The sequence below is a fragment of the Luteimonas sp. MC1572 genome (genome assembly GCF_016615815.1).
Lineage (GTDB): Bacteria > Pseudomonadota > Gammaproteobacteria > Xanthomonadales > Xanthomonadaceae > Luteimonas.
The window spans coordinates 275,792-291,983 of record NZ_CP067112.1 but is presented as its reverse complement, the minus strand read 5'-3'; the positions used below and the strand labels follow the sequence as shown (position 1 = coordinate 291,983).

The 16,192-nt window shown below is 64.5% G+C and carries 16 protein-coding genes; 13 read left to right on the top strand and 3 right to left on the bottom strand.

Translation table 11 applies throughout. The features are described 5' to 3' along the window. Positions 1–1,617: 1,617 nt before the first annotated feature. The 4 genes from JGR64_RS01335 (at position 1,618) to JGR64_RS01320 (ending at position 5,049) form a co-directional block, all read left to right on the top strand. A complete protein-coding gene (locus tag JGR64_RS01335) occupies positions 1,618–2,463 on the top strand; it encodes a toll/interleukin-1 receptor domain-containing protein (RefSeq protein WP_200649752.1) in 846 nt (281 codons plus the stop codon). Then, a complete protein-coding gene (locus JGR64_RS01330) occupies positions 2,460–3,278 on the top strand; it encodes a hypothetical protein (RefSeq protein ID WP_199374746.1) in 819 nt (272 codons plus the stop codon). Before JGR64_RS01335 ends, JGR64_RS01330 begins: the two co-directional genes overlap by 4 nt. Before the next feature lie 345 nt (positions 3,279–3,623). Further along, complete coding sequence (locus JGR64_RS01325) at positions 3,624–4,460, top strand: trypsin-like serine protease (protein WP_199374745.1); 837 nt, start codon at positions 3,624–3,626, stop codon at positions 4,458–4,460. Positions 4,461–4,491: 31 nt separating this feature from the next. Next, complete coding sequence (locus tag JGR64_RS01320; protein ID WP_234446976.1) at positions 4,492–5,049, top strand: HAD-IB family phosphatase; 558 nt, start codon at positions 4,492–4,494, stop codon at positions 5,047–5,049. Positions 5,050–5,088: 39 nt separating this feature from the next. On the opposite strand, the gene JGR64_RS01315 is transcribed toward JGR64_RS01320, so the two are convergent. Beyond that, positions 5,089–5,532: a VOC family protein gene (locus JGR64_RS01315; protein ID WP_199374743.1), complete on the bottom strand. Its 444-nt coding sequence runs from the start codon at positions 5,530–5,532 to the stop codon at positions 5,089–5,091. A 163-nt stretch (positions 5,533–5,695) separates the two neighbouring features. Between JGR64_RS01315 and JGR64_RS01310 the strand changes: the two genes are divergently transcribed. The 3 genes from JGR64_RS01310 to JGR64_RS01300 are packed head-to-tail and all read left to right on the top strand — an operon-like array spanning position 5,696 to position 6,978. Further along, entirely contained in the window at positions 5,696–6,184 is a 489-nt protein-coding gene (locus tag JGR64_RS01310; protein ID WP_199375137.1) for an SRPBCC domain-containing protein, read from the top strand. Beyond that, a complete protein-coding gene (locus JGR64_RS01305; protein WP_199374742.1) occupies positions 6,181–6,561 on the top strand; it encodes a nuclear transport factor 2 family protein in 381 nt (126 codons plus the stop codon). The genes JGR64_RS01310 and JGR64_RS01305 overlap by 4 nt, the downstream gene beginning before the upstream one ends. A 9-nt stretch (positions 6,562–6,570) precedes the next feature. Continuing rightward, on the top strand, positions 6,571–6,978 hold the full coding sequence (locus tag JGR64_RS01300) for a GFA family protein (protein ID WP_199375136.1): 408 nt from the start codon (positions 6,571–6,573) through the stop codon (positions 6,976–6,978). Between the two features lie 25 nt (positions 6,979–7,003). On the opposite strand, the gene JGR64_RS01295 is transcribed toward JGR64_RS01300, so the two are convergent. Further along, on the bottom strand, positions 7,004–7,543 hold the full coding sequence (locus tag JGR64_RS01295; protein ID WP_199374741.1) for a lipocalin family protein: 540 nt from the start codon (positions 7,541–7,543) through the stop codon (positions 7,004–7,006). 171 nt (positions 7,544–7,714) lie between these two features. On the opposite strand from JGR64_RS01295, the gene JGR64_RS01290 reads away from it, so the two are divergent. From JGR64_RS01290 to JGR64_RS01265, 6 genes are all read left to right on the top strand, one after another. Beyond that, positions 7,715–8,152, top strand: coding sequence for a hypothetical protein (locus JGR64_RS01290; RefSeq protein ID WP_199374740.1), 438 nt, complete (start codon positions 7,715–7,717; stop codon positions 8,150–8,152). Positions 8,153–8,216: 64 nt separating this feature from the next. Beyond that, a complete protein-coding gene (locus JGR64_RS01285) occupies positions 8,217–8,741 on the top strand; it encodes a GNAT family N-acetyltransferase (protein WP_200649751.1) in 525 nt (174 codons plus the stop codon). A 54-nt stretch (positions 8,742–8,795) separates the two neighbouring features. Beyond that, a complete protein-coding gene (gene betT / locus JGR64_RS01280) occupies positions 8,796–11,057 on the top strand; it encodes a choline BCCT transporter BetT (protein ID WP_199374738.1) in 2,262 nt (753 codons plus the stop codon). Positions 11,058–11,073: 16 nt separating this feature from the next. Beyond that, on the top strand, positions 11,074–11,487 hold the full coding sequence (locus JGR64_RS01275; RefSeq protein WP_199374737.1) for a VOC family protein: 414 nt from the start codon (positions 11,074–11,076) through the stop codon (positions 11,485–11,487). Further along, the gene (locus JGR64_RS01270) at positions 11,484–12,620 is read left to right on the top strand and encodes a zinc-binding dehydrogenase (protein ID WP_199374736.1); all 1,137 of its coding nucleotides are present in this window, start codon (positions 11,484–11,486) and stop codon (positions 12,618–12,620) included. The genes JGR64_RS01275 and JGR64_RS01270 overlap by 4 nt, the downstream gene beginning before the upstream one ends. Positions 12,621–12,633: 13 nt before the next feature. After that, positions 12,634–13,146 (top strand): nuclear transport factor 2 family protein, encoded by a 513-nt coding sequence (locus JGR64_RS01265; RefSeq protein WP_199374735.1) that lies wholly within the window; start codon positions 12,634–12,636, stop codon positions 13,144–13,146. A 58-nt stretch (positions 13,147–13,204) separates the two neighbouring features. Here the strand turns inward: JGR64_RS01265 and JGR64_RS01260 are convergent, their stop codons facing one another. Next, positions 13,205–16,081 (bottom strand): TonB-dependent receptor, encoded by a 2,877-nt coding sequence (locus tag JGR64_RS01260; protein WP_199374734.1) that lies wholly within the window; start codon positions 16,079–16,081, stop codon positions 13,205–13,207. Positions 16,082–16,192 lie beyond the last annotated feature (111 nt).

Genomic DNA, 16,192 nt, shown 5'->3' with positions numbered 1-16,192 from the left:
GCGAACGATCCAAGCCGTATTTGGACCGGTTGCATTGACAGTAGCTACGTAGTCGTAGCTCGTCGCGTTGGTCTTCGATTCGACGAGAATGGCAAGCTGGTCGGTGCGACAACTGGCGTATGCATTCCATAGCCGGCCGCTGCCTAACAATGCGTTCAAGCCGAAACCGCTTCGTTCCGCAAAACACATGGCAGGTACAGCTTGCCATGTGCTTCGCTCCACTGCGCGTTTCGGCTTAACTTAGGTGTTAGACCGCTTATGAAGATTCTCGCTAGATCCTTCTTCGCAGTTGTGTTGCTCTGCATGGCATCGACGCTACCGGCGCGCGAGCCTGTTCGGATCGATGCAACGACGGAGACCTCGTTCGACAAGTCCTTTGGGCAACTCGTCAAGTCACTCAAGGGTCGAGAGCGGCGTGTACTCGCTCTCGCGCTCTTTTCAGACCTCGCATCTCACGAATGCCTGAGCTCTGACACAATTCTCTATTTAACGTTTCAGCCGGTAACGCCAAAGGATTATCCACGTATCCGCCCGTGTCGCGAGCACCTTAATGGCAAGTCTTACCAGGACCTGATCGAGGCTGCTGAGTTTCAAGACATGGCGTTCTCGCCGGCGCGGCCTAACAATGCGTTCAAGCCGACACCGCATCGGGGCGCAAACCACATGGCAGGTAGAGCTTGCCATGTGCTTCACACCCCGCTGCGGCGCGGCTTAACTTAGGTGTTAGGGGGCAGCATGCGAATTCGCGGCTATTTGTTACTGGGGATAATTCTAGCCAGCCCTGCTGCATCGGCCATCTGCATCGATGTCCCACTTGAGCCGCAAATCACCAAGGCATCGACCGTGTTCGTGGCCACGATTACCGGTGCCAGCCTTAGACCGGCGCTCCCTAATCTTAGAGATCGACAGGCCTATACGGTCCACTACACATTTGCGGTCGCAAAGATCTTCAAGGGCGACCCCACTATGGTCGCAACGCTGACAACGGGTGCACGGTTTGACGACCCAACGGATGACATTTTCTGGACCTTTGCGGAGCAAAGTAGGTATGTTCCGGGCGACAGCATCCTTGTAGTCGCAGACGCCCCTGCGGACGTCGCGGTTAGTTCAATCGGTTGCACCGCCTCCCGACCGTGGAGCGACCACACCGCATCCGCTGTCCAAGCCATCCTAGGCCCAGCGCCCTAACAATGCGTTCAAGCTTAAATTGCATCGCTACGCCAGCCACATGGCACAAAAAGCTTGCCATGTGTCCGGCTACGCGCTGCAATTCGGCTTAACTTGAGTGTTAGGCGCTTGCTAGAAGACGTTCCGCGCACGCCACCAGCTGGGTGTCGAAGACTCGGGTCGCGGTCGGAGGGCTCTACAGGCTTCTGAGTGCGGGTGCGATGTGGCAGGCCGATCCGGTCTAAGCTGCCAATACGATGGCTTTGACATCGATGGGGATGCGCCAGCTAGATAAGTGGCTAAGCTCACATCATCTGCGCGCATGAGTTCGAGGGTGAGACACTAATGGTGGCAAAGACAACACAAGCGCCAAAGAAGCAATCGCAGCGGCCAGCGTCGAGAAGCTCCTCAGGTCATCGGTTTGAGCCGGCCAAGCTAGATTCCTTGTTCGTGGTCCTAGACGCCATTGCGTGGCTCGACAATCCTGGTGCAGCACAAATCGCTCAGTTCGCCGGAATCGATCCACGTACCGCAGGGAAATTGTTGAAGAATGCATCTCAGATTGGGCTAGCTGACGTAGTGAGCTCTGGTTACGCACTAGTACTCCCGTATCCCTATAAGGGAACGAAAGATCAAAAGGAAGCAGTGGTCAGGGAAGCTCTGGTACGGCTGCCACTTCTTACCGCCGTTCGTCAATTTCTGCGCCTCGGAGATAGGGCGGACGTGGCTCTGCGAAAGGCTGCCACCGTAACGGGAATCTCTCCATTTGTTCCATCTGATCTGAATCCGCTACTGGAATGGGCACACAAACTGGACGCGTTGCACCCCAATCTTTTGGCTGAGGATCTAGTTGATGCGGCGACCGAGATTAAGGAACTACGACATCAGCAGGATAAGGATCGCCGGATTGCGTTTCTTTCACACAGCTCTGTGGACAAGCCCTTCATCCGGCAGCTCGCAGCAGACCTCACCGCCAACGGTGTAGATGTGTGGCTCGATGAGCAGAGAATCCGTGTGGGCGATTCAATCCCTGAGAGACTAGCTCAGGGATTGGCTGGGTCGGACTACTTCCTAATCGCCATGAGCCGACACGCAGCGAGCTCCGCTTGGGTGCAGAAAGAGTTGAACAACGCCTTAGTCACGGAAGTACAAAAGCGTAAGGTCCACATTCTCCCTCTGCGCTTAGACGATACGCCCATGCCACCGATCATCGGCGACAAGAAGTACGCTGACTTCTCGCAGTCGTATAAGGCCGGACTGCATGAATTGCTCACCGCTTTGAGGGCTGACGTATGACCGCAAAGAACAAGACAATGCCAAAGGGCGGGAGGAAAGGCGGCAAAGTCTTTCCGCGAATAACCCTTACTGAGGCCGTTGGATATGCGAGAAAGCTAGTAAGCAAAACTCACACCGGCCCCCAATCAAAGGATGTTGTGTTAATGGGTGTCATCGGCTCAAAGCACGATAAGGGCGTAATAGGGATGTCCGCCTTGAAGCAATACGGGCTTATGACCGGTGATGCCAAATCGGGCTTCTCTGCAGCTGAACTTGCTAAGGCGATTGCATCAGCGCCAGCTGAAGAGGTCATGCCTCTGTACCGGACAGCCGCGCTGACGCCGCCGGTGTTCAAATCCCTGTTTGACACGTATCACGGTGACACGATATCGCGGGCGAAGCTTAGGCAGAGAGCAGCCGACTTGGCCGTGCACCCGGATGAGACGACGAACTGCGTAGAGTTATACGTAGGAACTATGAGCATGGCTGAGCTGGTGACGCTGGACGGCGATCAAGTCGCCCACGTTTCGGCTGCTGAAACAGCGGACGCCGCAGTCAAGGACGAGCCAACCGATCTGACCGAGAAGCCTGAGGAGGATCCTAGTCACGGAAATAGCAGTTACGACGCCGGCGCTGCCGCTCGCTCCCAAAGTGGGGATGGTGCCGCTGGGGGCGGCGCCGCGCATGTAAAGCAAAATGGTGACCGCCAGATCGAGGGTAACGGCGAACCGATTCCTCGCGCGATATTCAATGTCAACGTAACGCTGGATGCGAGTCTTGACGTTGAAAAGTTGGAGAAACAACTCGCTCTACTGCGGCAGTATGGTGCTCTCTAATGAAGCCGCGCGTCAGCAGTTCTCGAGACGTGATATCAGAATGATCACGTGGCTCCGTTCGGGATCGCAGCGCGGTTTTCTTGGCCAGCGCCTCGCTAAAGGCCAGCACCAGAAGCGAGTACTTGAGAGCGCCCTGCGTGCTTGATACTCAATCTACTGGGGTTCGCCATAGCCAGGCGCCTCACCCGCCTAACAGTTCATTCAAGCCGACACCGCTTCGCGGCGCGGCTTAATTCTAGCGTTAGGTGCCGCTGTTCGCGCTGGAGTTGTGAACAGCTGGGGCGAAGGGCTCTGAGCCCCGCGGCGCGGCTTAACTCAGGTGGCAGGCCCTTCATGGCATCAAGCATGACCCGACTCTTGTGGCTCACACTCCTCCTCTTGATGGCTTCAACCGCCAGCGCCGTCGTCATTCGACATGACGTTGATGACGCGAGGTATCGGGTTCCGGCCTCCGAGTTCCCGGCTCTCGTTGACATGCCCGGGGAGGGCCACGGTGTACTGATTGCTCCCCGATGGGTCATTACGGCCGCCCATACGATCCCGCAACATTCTGAGCCCCAGCAGGTCGTCATCGATGGGGTATCCAGGGACGTTGAGCAGGTGGTCGTGCACCCCGGGTACAAGACGCTGCCACAAGAGCTGATCGATCAAGCCATGGCCAGTGGTGAGGCAATGTTGATCGTGGCGTTTCTTGCTTCAAGTGACGACATCGCACTGGTCAAGTTGACGCAACCCGTTACGGATCTCGCTCCTGTCGCAATCTTCAGGCAAAGCGACGAACCAGGCCGGGTCGTCAAGATCCTTGGGAAAGGCGCCACGGGTTCGGGAGCCAACGGGCACGATCCCAGGGGCCCGAACCGGACGGAGCTTCGCCGCGCGTTCAACGAAGTCAGCAGTGCCTATGACCGCTGGCTTTGCTATGTGTTCGACGAGCCACCGTCGGCCCTGCCCCTTGAGGGTGTACTCGGTAACGGGGACAGCGGCGGTCCTGCGCTCATCCAGATTGAAGATCACTGGTTGTTGGCCGGGCTGGCCTCATGGAAAGTTGTCCAGGGGAACGTCATGACCGCCCGGCCCGGGCGCTACGGTCAGGTCGCCTGCAATGTGCGCATGAGCCATTACATCGAATGGATTGAAAGCGTGATGTCCGATCGGCCGCAGAATGCCGCTAGCACTCTTTGACTTCGACGGCACGATCACGACTCACGAGACCATGCCGGAATTCCTTCGGCGGTCCGTGCCGCGGCGACGGCTGCTTGCCGGCCAGCTCCTGTTTGCGCCGCTCGTCATCGGCTACAAGATGGGGCTCGTCTCGGGGACTTTCATTCGCAGTCTCATCGTGCGCTTCGGATACAGCGGCGTGCCCGTCTCGGTCGTGGAGGCTCGCGGTCTGGAGTTCGCCCGGAGCCATCTACCCGGTACTCTCCGGCCGGAGGCGCTGCAGCGTATCGCGTGGCACAGATCGCAAGGGCACGCGATCGTGGTCGTCTCGGGTGGGCTGGAGGCATACCTCCGTCCATGGTGTGAAGCACACGGACTCGAGCTCGTCTGCTCCGTCCTGGAGCAGCGAGACGGAATACTGACAGGCCGTTACGAGGGCCCCCAATGTGTCCTTGCGGAGAAGGCTCGGCGCGTCGGCGAGCGCTATGACCTGAAGGCCTATCCGGCCATCTACGCATACGGGGATACGGCCGAGGACCGTCACCTGCTCGGCCTTGCAACCGAGCGCTACTACCGTTGGCAGAAAGTTGAAGCCGCCGCTGGTCGCTAGCGAGTCGTGCAAGCCAACACCGCTTCGGGTAGTGCGCGCCTACGCGATATCTTCATGAATGCAGAGAAGGTTGCCCTCTGTGTCCTTGAACCAGGCTGCCTTTTCTGCACCAAGCACACAGACGTGGTCCACCGTCTTGAAGCCCGGGAAATCGTAGTCCTCGAACACCACGCCCGTCTTCTTCAATCCGGCAATGCCAGCGGCAATGTCCGGGACGCGGAAGCTGATGGCCGTATGTTCGGCCTTCGTCCCCTCCGGCTTGGGGAAGAGCGCGAGCGTGCTGCCGCCAACCTCATAGATGAACTTTCCGTCGGGCCGGAGGCCACTGGGCGTCAGTCCGAGGCATCGTTCGTAGAACGTTCTCGCTCGCGCCATGTCGATCACGGGGAGCATCGTCGTAACGGCGGCATTGGCTAGCATGTGCAATTCCTTCTCTCTCCGGCCTGCCTTGGCGCAACGTCCTTCGTCGCGGGCGACGGCCATGCAGGCAGGGCGCTCCATTTCACACGCCAGCCGCGACGCTGGAATCATCCACAGTGGTGCACGCCTGCTCCCCGGCTGAGGCATCATTCGCAGGTCAGATCCGGGCCCCAGGTGACGCGCGAGCACCGGCCCCTCGATCCGTAGCACGCCGCTGGTGATCGCCATGACCCGTGAAATACATCATTCGTTCCTGGTCCACGCGTCCGTAGAGACGGTCATGGACGCACTCACGAAGGAAGAGCACATCCGCAACTGGTGGACCAAGGAAGTCGAGCTTGCCGATGGCAAGGGGCGGTTCGGCTGGAGTGGCCACGGCTGGAGCGTGGAACTGGACATGGAGCACGACGTGACAGCGCGACGAGTGCGGTGGACATGCACGCGCTCGAACATGCAGGACACCCATGCGTGGGAAGGCACCACCATCTCCTTCGCCCTGGCACCAGAGAATCAAGGCACGCGCATCGCGTTCGCCCAAACGGGCTATCGGGAGTCGCCGTGTTTCGACGCCTGCGAGCAGGGGTGGGCGTACTTCGTAGGCGTCAGCCTCAAGCAGTACGTCGAGACCGGGAAGGGCATCCCCTACCCGGAGATGCAGGACACACGCCAGGAGCAAGGCGGCGCAGACGCTCGATCGCTGGCATCCCGCCCATGACCACCACGCAGATTCCACAGTTCCTGGTCGACCTTGAGGACCGCTTCAACGCGGCGATGGTGTCGAACGACGTCGCGCGCATCGCGGCGTGCGTCACCGACGACTGGATCCTGGTCACGCCGGAGGCCGGGCCCGTGCCGCGCGCGCGCATCCTCGATGTCGTGGCGTCCGGCCGGCTGACGCATGCGTCGATGACCAAGATGGCGACGCATGCGGCGGTCGTCGGAGACATGGCCTGGGTCACCGGCCGCGGACAGAACACCGGCACCTTCAACGGCGCGCCGATGCAGGCGGACGAATACATCACCGACATCTATCGCCGTGTCGACGGGACCTGGCTGTGCATGCTCACGCACCTGACGCCGGTGCAGGCGTAGCGCGTGAACGTGATGCTCAAGGAAGTAGGCGGCGTGACCATCCAGGCCCGGCACCGGGCCTCCTGCCACTGTGGGTTGGTGGTGCTCGAGCTCGACCTGCCGGACGGCATCGTCAACCCGCGCCGCTGCGACTGCTCCATCTGCCGTCGCAAGGGTGCGATTGTCGCGTCCGTGCCGTTGGCCGGCCTGCATGTCGTCAAGGGCGCGGAGCACCTGAAGCTTTACCGGTTCAACACCGGCGTCGCGAAGCACTTCTTCTGCGGTGCCTGCGGCATCTACACGCACCACCAGCGCCGCTCCAGCCCCGACGAATACGGCTACAACGTGGGCTGCCTGGAAGGCGTCAATCCCTTCGCCATCGCGGATGTCCCGACCAACGATGGCGTGAACCATCCCGCCGATCGCGGTGGTGCATGAAGATCGTTCTTCGGCTGCCGCGGACTCAGCGCTGTTCGGTGCGGATCAGGCGCGACGTGTCGTAGCCGAGCGCCTCGGCCTTGGCGACCAGCGTATCCAGGTCATCCTGTGCAATGGCCTTGTCGCGGGTGAGGAACCACAGATACTTCCGGTCGGGTGTGCCGACGATGGCCCACCGGTAGTCCGCGTCCAGGCCGATGATCCAGTAGTCGCCCCACACCGCCGGCAGGAACGACAGGAACGCCGGCGCAAACCGTACCTCGAGCTTCGAGGTGCTGCCGCCCACCTTCCTGGCGATGCCCCGCGCCTCGGTGCGCTTGCCCTTGACGTCGTCGCACTGGTTGACGACGTCGATGCGCCCGTCGTCGCGCAGGGTGTACTCGGCCGTGGTGTTGGCGACGCAGTTGCGCTGGAAGAACAGCGGCAGGTGTGCCTGCTCGTACCAGGTGCCGGCGTAGCGCGGCAGGTCGACCGAGGGCACGGCCTGGACGGCCTGCGCGCGTGCCGCGCCGGGAACGATTGCGAGGAGCAGCAGCGCGGTGACGATGGTGGTTCCCGATCGCATGTGGCTGGAGCCTTTTCGAGGAATTGCCGCGTGAGATCGCACATGGGCCGTGTCGGGGGCATGAAGTGCTGGCGAACGCGGCTCGCTACCGGCTCGGACTTGCGCTTTAATCCCGGCTGCTCGCCACCCGGTACTTCCGGGTCGCATCACCCCATCCAAGGGAACACCGCCATGCGCAAGGCACTTCACCTCATCGCGGCGACCATCGTCGGCCTCATCGTCGGCAGCGTCGTGAACATGGGCCTGATCAACCTGGGCGCCAGCGTCATGCCGATGCCCAGCGGTGCCGACACCACCACCGTCGAGGGGCTCAGGGCGTCGCTCCCGCTGTTCGAGCCGCGGCACTTCACCTTCCCGTTCCTGGCCCATGCGCTGGGTACGTTGGCGGGCGCCATCGTCGCCACCTTGCTTGCGCCTGGACGCACGTCGGGCCCGGCGTGGGTGGTGGGCGTGGCGTTCCTGGTGGGCGGCATCGCGAGCGTGATGATGCTGCCGGCACCGGTGTGGTTCAGCGCGCTCGACCTGCTGCTGGCGTACCTGCCGATGGCGTGGCTGGGGCATCGCCTGGTGGCCGCGATGTTCCCGGGTCGGCGCCGCGCCGCGGTTTGATCCGCACGCTCCGCTCCGGCCGGTTGGCTTGACTGATCCCCTGCCTCGTCTTGCAGGCGCCGCGATGCTGCGCCGGCTGGCGCCGTCGGACCTCGCCGCGTTCCAGGCGTATCGCCATGACGCGGAGCTCGGTCGCTACCAGGGCTGGGCGCCGGTGCCGGACGATGACGCCCGCGAGTTCCTGCGCCACATGGGCGCGGCGGAGCTGCTGCGGCCCGGCACCTGGTGCCAGATCGGCATCGCGCAGGCTGTAGACGCGGCACTGATCGGCGACATCGGCCTGTTGCTGTCCAGTGACGCCACGACGCTGGAGATCGGATTCACGCTGCGCCGCGAGTCGCAGGGCCAGGGGCTTGCGACTTTGGCAGTCGCCGAGGCGATCGCGATGGTCTTCGAACACACGCCCGCCCAACGCGTGATCGGGATCGCCGACGTGCGCAACCTGGCGTCGACCCGCCTGCTCGAACGGCTGGGCATGGCGAAGATCGAAACGCGCACCGTGATCTCCGCCGGCGAGCCGTGCACCGAACACGTCTACGCCATCGGCAGGCACCCTATTCACACAGATACATCCTCTCCGTCTTCATGATCGCGGTGCCGGCTGGCTGCGGGAGGCTGCGGAAGCTGGCCACGGAGCGCGTCCATGCCGAACGAGCCACCCGGGAACGAACCCTCCGACGCCAGCCGTCCAGGCACGCCGCCACCTGATGCGCAGGCGCACAAGACACCTCCTCCGCTCGAGCGCAGCCGCTTCGGCGGCACCGGGCGGCGGCCGGTTCGCCCGGACGACGACGACGCGCCGGTATCGCGCAGCGACCTCAGCAAGGGGCCGCAGGAGCTGCTGGAAACCAGCGCGGCCAGCATCAACTGGCAGGTGCTGCTGATCTCGTCGGCGGTGATCCTCGCCTTCTCGGCCTGGGCGATCCTGGTGCCGGCACACGCGCGCACCTCGATGCTGGCCGCCGTCAACTGGATCGCGTCCAGCCTCGGCTGGTACTACGTGGTCACGATGACGCTGGTGATCGGCTTCGTGCTGTGGGTGGCGTTCTCCAAGGAGGGCGACGTGCGGCTCGGCCCCGATCATTCGCGGCCGCAATACAAGCTCGGCACCTGGGTGGCGATGCTGTTTGCCGCGGGCGTCGGCATCGACATGCTGTTCTATTCGGTGACCGGGCCGGTGGTGCAGTACCTGTATCCGCCTTCCGGTGACGGCTCTTCGGCCGCCGCGATGCAGGATGCGGTGGTCTGGACGATGTTCCATTACGGCGTTGCCGGCTGGGCCATGTACGCGCTGCTGGGCATGGCGATGGGTTACTTCTCTTACCGCTGGGGCATGCCGCTGTCGATCCGCGCGGCGCTTTACCCGCTGCTCGGCAAGCGCGTGCGCGGCCCGCTTGGCGACGGCATCAGCATCATCGCGCTGGTCGGCACGGTGATGGGCGTGGCCACGTCGATGGGCATCGGCGTGGTGCTGCTGAATGTCGGATTTTCACTGCTGTTCGGGCTGGAGCAGGGCCTGGCGCTGCAGATCGCGCTGGTGGTCGGCGCGGTGGTGCTGACCATCGCCGCCACCACGTCGGGCGTGGACCGCGGCATCCGCGTGATCTCCGAGCTGAACCTGTGGAGCGCGCTGGCGATGATGGTGTACATCCTGGTCACCGGACAGACGGCGTTCCTGTTGAACGCGCTGGTGGAGAACATCGGCCGGTTCATCCTGACCTTCCCGGCGCGCACGCTGCAGACCTTCGCCTACGAACCCGGTGGCGCCGACTGGATGGGCGGCTGGACGCTGTTCTTCTGGGCGTTCTGGCTGGCGTGGGGGCCGTTCGTGGGCGTGTTCCTGGCGCGCATCTCGCGCGGGCGCACGCTGCGCGAGTTCGTGATCGCGGCGATCACCGCGCCGGTGCTGTGCGACTTCATCATCGTTTCGCTGTTCGGAAACTCTGCGCTGTACCAGGTGCTGCAGGGCAATACGGAGTTCGCCGCACTGGCCGTCGCCAGCCCGGAGCAGGGCTGGTATGCACTGCTGCAGATGTTTCCCGGGCCGATGTTCCTGGTCGGCCTGGCCACGCTGTCGGGGCTGCTGTTCTATCTGACCAGCGCCAACTCCGGCGCGATGGTGATGTCGAACTTCTCCGCCTCCATCCCGGACCCCTCGCACGACGGCCCGAAGTGGCTGCGCATCTTCTGGGCCGTGCTCACCGCAGTGCTGACCGTGGCGATGCTGCTGGCCGGCGGCGTGACCACGATGGAGTACGCGACGCTGATCTTCGCGTTGCCGGTGACGATCATCGCGTACCTGGTGATGGCGTCGTTCCACAAGGTGCTGCGCATGGAGCGCGCCGAACGCGAGGGCCAGGTGCTGCGCCGGCCGTCGATGGCGTCGACCGGCGGCCACGTGCCGGAACGCTCGTGGAAGCAGCGGCTGGAACAGATGCGCGCCTTTCCGTCGCTGCGGCAGGTCGCGCAGTTCCTCGAGCGCACGGTGCGCCCCGCACTCGACGACGTCGCCGCGGAGTTCGAGAAGCAGGGCTACCAGGTCGGGCGGAGCGCGGTGACCAACACGCACGGCATCGAGGAGCCGGTGCTGCGGGTGTCGATGGATGAGTTCCGCGACTTCCACTACCAGGCTGCCATCGTCGAAGCGCCGGTGCCGATGTTCGGCGGCCGCATGTCGCGCGAGACCGACGTCTACTACCGGCTCGAAGTGTTCACGCAGACCGGGTCCGGCGGCTACGATCTGATGGGCCTGACGAAACAGCAGGTGATCGACGACGTGCTCGAGCGCTACGAAGCGCACCTCGCGTTCCTCACCTTCTCGTCGGAGACTGCTACCGCATCGGTGCTGACACCGGCCATCCCGCCCAGGGACCAGGCGCCCGCGGCTCCGGACGACCCGCAATGATCCACAGGAGATGACGATGGCGAAGGTGACCGGAATCGGCGGTGTGTTCTTCAAGAGCAGGGGCGACAGCAAGGCGCTGGCCGCGTGGTATCGGCAGCACCTGGGCATGGCGCTCGAGGATTTTGGCGGCGCGGTGCTGCGCTGGCCGGATGACAAGGCCGACGATCTCGGCCTGACCGTCTGGCACGTCGCCGACCACGACAGCAAATGGTTCAGCCCGAGCGACTCGGCCTTCATGATCAATTACCGCGTCGACGACCTGGACGGGCTGCTCGCGCAGCTGCAGGCGGACGGCATCGCGATTGTCGGTGGCCCCGAGATGCACGAGAACGGCAAGTTCGCCTGGATCATGGATCCGGACGGCAACAAGGTCGAGCTCTGGGAGCCGAAGCTCTGGGCCTCCAGGGACGAGAGCGGGCCGCCGCAATGAAGCCCGACGACACGGCACTGCACGGGCTTGAGCTGCGCTCGCTGGCGACCAGCGAAGGCCAGCTGCGCCTGAGCCTGGAAGACGTCACGCTGGACGAGCCGGGCGCGGATGAGCTGGTGGTGCGGGTGGAAGCCGCGCCCATCAATCCCTCCGACCTCGGGTTGCTGATTGGTCCTGCCGACATGGCGACCGCGCGCAGCGAAGGCACGCCGGAGCATCCGGTGGTGGTGGCCGACATCCCGCGGCAGCGCCTCGGTGCGATCAAGACCCGCCTGGACCAGTCGCTGGCGGTGGGCAACGAGGGCGCCGGAACCGTGGTCAGGGCCGGCGGCAACGTGCAGCATTTCCTCGGCCGCAAGGTCGGGATGCTCGGTGGCGGCATGTACGCGCAGCTGCGCAAGCTGCCGGCACGCGATTGCATCCTGCTGCCGGAAGGCGCCGCCGCCGCCGATGGCGCATCGATGTTCGTCAATCCGCTGACCGCGCTCGGCTTCACCGAGACCATGAAGGCCGAGGGCCACAGCGCGATCGTGCATACCGCCGCGGCCTCGAACCTCGGCCAGATGCTCAACAGGATCTGCCTGAAGGACGGCATTCCGCTGGTCAACATCGTGCGCAGCCCGGCGCAGGCGGAGCTCCTGCGCGCAATCGGCGCGCAGCACATCGTCGACAGCACCTCGCCCGGCTTCCAGACGGAGCTCACGCAGGCCATCCGCGAGACCGGCGCCACCATCGCCTTCGACGCGATCGGCGGAGGCACGCTGGCAGGGCAGATCCTGCAGGCGATGGAAGCGTGCGCTGGTCGCAGCGGCACCGGCTACAGCCCTTATGGCTCCAACGCGCCGAAGCAGGTCTTCATCTACGGCAGCCTGGACATGGGGCCGACGGTGCTCAACCGCAGCTTCGGGTTCACATGGAGCGTTGGCGGCTGGCTGCTGTTCCCGTTCCTGCAGAAGGCCGGGCGCGACGTCGTGGCGCGGATGCGCCAGCGGGTGGTGGACGAGCTCACCACGACCTTCGCCAGCCGCTACACGCGCACCATCAGCCTGCGTGACGCGCTGCGGCTGGACATCCTGCGCGAATACGAGCGCAAGGCGACCGGCGAGAAGTACCTGATCGATCCTTCCCTGTAGCAAGGAGCACGGCATGAAGACCGATACGCTGCGTCGCGGTCATCCGCTGGCGGCGAGGCGCGCGTTTTCCGCCCTGCTCGCCAGCCTCCTCATCGCGTCCGCGCCAGCGGTCGCGCAGCAACGCCAGGCCGACGCGGCCCTGGAGCGCGAGGTACGCGCGCTCGACCTGGCGCACGCCGAAGCGATCTTCAAGGGCGATGCACAGGCGCTGGATCGCCTCATGGCCGACGACATCACCGTCAACCACCCGACCACGCGCATCGTCAACGAGAAGCAGGAGCTGCTGGCGCTGATCGGCAAGGGCGTGATCCGCTACACGCGCTTCGAGCGACGCCCGGAGCAATTCCTGTTCTACGACGACATGGTCGTGGTGATGGGCGACGAGACCGTGGTGCCCGCGGCGGGCGCGCCCAACGCGGGCAAGGTGCTGCGGCGGCGCTATACGAATGCGTGGATGCAGTCGGATGGACAGTGGAAGCTTGCGTTCCGGCACGCCAACAATGTGTGCGTGCCGTGCGGTGAGTAGCCGCGGGTGCTGAAGGACAACGGGCCAGCCGGCACGCATGCCGGCTGGCCCTGCCGCATCAGAAGTCCACGCCCAGGCGCGCGTACCAGAACCGCCCCGGCAAGTCGTACGTGGCCGCGTCATAGCCGTTGAGCGAGCAGCTCAGGCAGATCGGCGGATCCTTGTCGGTGACGTTGTTGACGCCGAGCACCACGCGCATGCCGCGCAGCCAGGCGTCGCTGTTCCACGACAGCTGCAGGTCGTGGTAGGTGGTGGCGCTGAGGTGGTTGATGTCGTTGTCGCTGTCGTCGCAGATCGGGAAGCCGTTGGCGCCGCCGCAGGATTCCGTCAGCTCGCTGATGTAGCGCATCGCCCACGTCGCCGCCCACGGCCCGCGGCTCCATTCGCTGGTCAGGCTGGACGTCCACTCGGGGATGGCGCTGTTGTTGAGCTCGACGCCCGGAGCGCGCGGCTCGGCCTGGCCTGACTCGTTGACCAGTTCGTAGTGCCCCACCTTCGTGGCCTTGGCGTCGAAGCGCAGCTGGCCCCAGCCCTGCTCCGGCAGCAGCCAGCCGACGCTGAAATCCCAGCCGTCGGTCTTGATGGTGCCGAGGTTGTCGAGGATGTCGTCGAAGCGCACGATCTGGCCGCGCGCGCTGCGCTCGTATGAGGCGCAGGCGACGGGATCGACCTCGAACACGCAGCGCTCGAGGATGGACTGCGCGTCCGGCGCCTGGATGGCGTCCTCGATGGTGTGCTTGTAGAAGGTCACGCCAAGGTCCAGGCGTTCCGACCACGTGGTATTGGCCGCCAGCGACGGGCTCCACACCGCGCCCAGCATCACGCTGCGGCTGGTTTCCGGCTGCAGGGCGGCGTTGCCCGAGGTCACCACCGAGATCTGCGGGTTGGTCTGCTCGTAGTCCGCCGGCACGCCCTGCGCCACGCATTCCGGCGTGACGGCATTGGCGGCACCGGAGCAGGGATCGACCAGCGTGGCGTCGAAGCGCGACAGCGTGCCGTAGAGCTCGCCGATCGACGGCGCGCGGAAGCCCTGCGCGAACGAGCCGCGGAACACCAGCTCATCGACCAGCTGCCAGCGCAGCCCGAGCTTGCCGGTGCTCTCGCCGCCGAAGGTCGAGTAGTCGGAATAGCGGCCGGCGATGCTCATGTCGAGCGACTTGCCGAACGCGGTGTCCTTCATCAGCGGCACGGCGAACTCGAGATACACCTCGTTGACGTTGTAGTCGCCCGACGTGGGCCCGGACGGCACGCCGTTGTATTCGCCGGCGACGGTGATCGGGTCGGGCTGGTAGCTGCCTTCGTACTTGCGGTATTCGTAGCCCGCCGCGAACGCCAGCGGGCCGGCGGGCATGTCCAGCAGCGCGCCGGTGACGTTGGCCGAAGCGAGGCTCAGCGTGTTCTCGCTGCGGTCGCGCACCACCGGCTGGATGAAGGCCAGCATGGCCGGGGTGATCGTGCCTTCGCCGCCGAAGATGTTGAGCGGCACGCAGCCGCTGATCGCGGCGCAGGCCGCGGGATCACCCAGCGCTTCGTTGATGCGCCGCAGGTTGTAGCTGCCGGTGTTGGTCTGGTCGGCCTGGCTCTCGCTGCGCACCAGGTTCACATCCCAGTTCCAGGCGCGTGCGCCTACGTTGAACGTGCCTTCAAGCCCCGTGGCCACGTACCAGGTCTCGACATCCTGCTCGTAGCGACGCGGCCCGCCCTCCACCGGCCGGCGGCCGAGCAGGAACAGGTTGGCGTCCTCGCCCACCGTGGTCAGGTCGAACCCGAAGGGGTTGTACGGATTGAGCGCGGAAATAACCAGCGTGCGTTCGGCGAAGTCGTTGTAGACGCCCGCGTCGGTGCCGAGGAACAGCGGCTCGGGCGCGGCCTGGTTGGCGGACGTGCGTTCGTTGTACAGCGCACGCACGTAGCCGCCGATTTCAGGCGTGAACTCGAAGCGCGCCTGGCCGAATACGGTCTTGCGCTCCGACGGCGTCAGCAGCAGGTTGTAGGGCGCGAAGTTGAAGCGGTCGGCGGTGGTGAAGCAGTGGTAGTCGTCGGTGCGCACGCAACCGGTCTGCGTGGGGTCGAACACCGGTTCGGTGATGCCGGTGTTGGGCGTGATGCTGTAGTTCGCGCCGGTGTTCGGGTCTTGGAACACGAAGCGGCCCTGCGGCGTGGCCGAGCTGCCGTTGGAGAGCCCCGTCCCGGGCACCGGCAGGCTGGCCGGGCCGTATTCGGACGAGGCGATCTCGTCCTGGCGGAAGTACGACGCGCCAAGGAACCACTGCAGGCGCTCGCTGGCGCCGCCGAACGACACGTCGGCGCCCCATGTGTCGCCGCCGTAATGGTCGCGTGTGCCGTAGTGCACTTCGACGCTGCCGCCTTCGGCGCCACGGCGGGTGATGATGTTGACCACGCCGGCGATCGCGTCCGAGCCGTAGATCGATGAAGCGCCGTCTTCCAGCACTTCGATCCGGTCCACCAGTGCCAGCGGAATGGTGTTGAGGTCCACCGCCGAGCCCACGCCCGAACCGGACGATTCATTGACCCAGCGGATGCCGTCCACCAGCACCAGCACGCGCTTGGGGCCGAGGTGGCGCAGGTCGACCGTGGCCGCACCCGCACCGACGCCGCCGCCATCGGGCGGGAAGCCGAAGTTGCCGCTGGAATTGAACTTGGTGTTGAGCCCGGCGCCGCTGGCGCTCAGGTTCTGCACGATGTCGGACACGGACTTGTAGCCGCTGCGATCGATGTCCTCGCGGGTCAGGACCTGCACCGGCACATGCGTCTCCAGCTCGGCCTGCTTGATGCGCGAGCCGGTGACGGTGACGGTGTCGAGGGTGGTGGCCGGGTCCCGCGCGTCCTGCGCGAGGACGAGGCCGGGGATGGCAAACAGCAGCAGCGCTGACTTGATCGCAGCCGAAAGCGTACGCGGGGCAGGCATGGCCATGGAACTCTCCTCGGAGGGATAGTGCCGACGTTGCCCCCCGGCCGTTCGACGGCCTCTTGTAAACAAAACGTAAAACCGCCGCAAGTCCCCTGGGGTTTACCCGGGCTGCGG

What these genes read in the sequence shown, in the direction of transcription:
- JGR64_RS01305 (WP_199374742.1), top strand. Translation starts at nt 6,181, where the DNA reads ATGACCACCACGCAGATTCCACAGTTCCTGGTCGACCTTGAGGACCGC.
- JGR64_RS01295 (WP_199374741.1), bottom strand. Translation starts at nt 7,543, where the DNA reads ATGCGATCGGGAACCACCATCGTCACCGCGCTGCTGCTCCTCGCAATC.
- JGR64_RS01275 (WP_199374737.1), top strand. Translation starts at nt 11,074, where the DNA reads ATGGCGAAGGTGACCGGAATCGGCGGTGTGTTCTTCAAGAGCAGGGGC.
- JGR64_RS01265 (WP_199374735.1), top strand. Translation starts at nt 12,634, where the DNA reads ATGAAGACCGATACGCTGCGTCGCGGTCATCCGCTGGCGGCGAGGCGC.
- JGR64_RS01285 (WP_200649751.1), top strand. Translation starts at nt 8,217, where the DNA reads ATGCTGCGCCGGCTGGCGCCGTCGGACCTCGCCGCGTTCCAGGCGTAT.
- JGR64_RS01310 (WP_199375137.1), top strand. Translation starts at nt 5,696, where the DNA reads ATGACCCGTGAAATACATCATTCGTTCCTGGTCCACGCGTCCGTAGAG.
- JGR64_RS01290 (WP_199374740.1), top strand. Translation starts at nt 7,715, where the DNA reads ATGCGCAAGGCACTTCACCTCATCGCGGCGACCATCGTCGGCCTCATC.
- JGR64_RS01320 (WP_234446976.1), top strand. Translation starts at nt 4,492, where the DNA reads ATGCCGGAATTCCTTCGGCGGTCCGTGCCGCGGCGACGGCTGCTTGCC.
- JGR64_RS01330 (WP_199374746.1), top strand. Translation starts at nt 2,460, where the DNA reads ATGACCGCAAAGAACAAGACAATGCCAAAGGGCGGGAGGAAAGGCGGC.
- JGR64_RS01260 (WP_199374734.1), bottom strand. Translation starts at nt 16,081, where the DNA reads ATGGCCATGCCTGCCCCGCGTACGCTTTCGGCTGCGATCAAGTCAGCG.
- JGR64_RS01325 (WP_199374745.1), top strand. Translation starts at nt 3,624, where the DNA reads ATGACCCGACTCTTGTGGCTCACACTCCTCCTCTTGATGGCTTCAACC.
- JGR64_RS01270 (WP_199374736.1), top strand. Translation starts at nt 11,484, where the DNA reads ATGAAGCCCGACGACACGGCACTGCACGGGCTTGAGCTGCGCTCGCTG.
- JGR64_RS01315 (WP_199374743.1), bottom strand. Translation starts at nt 5,532, where the DNA reads ATGGCCGTCGCCCGCGACGAAGGACGTTGCGCCAAGGCAGGCCGGAGA.
- betT (WP_199374738.1), top strand. Translation starts at nt 8,796, where the DNA reads ATGCCGAACGAGCCACCCGGGAACGAACCCTCCGACGCCAGCCGTCCA.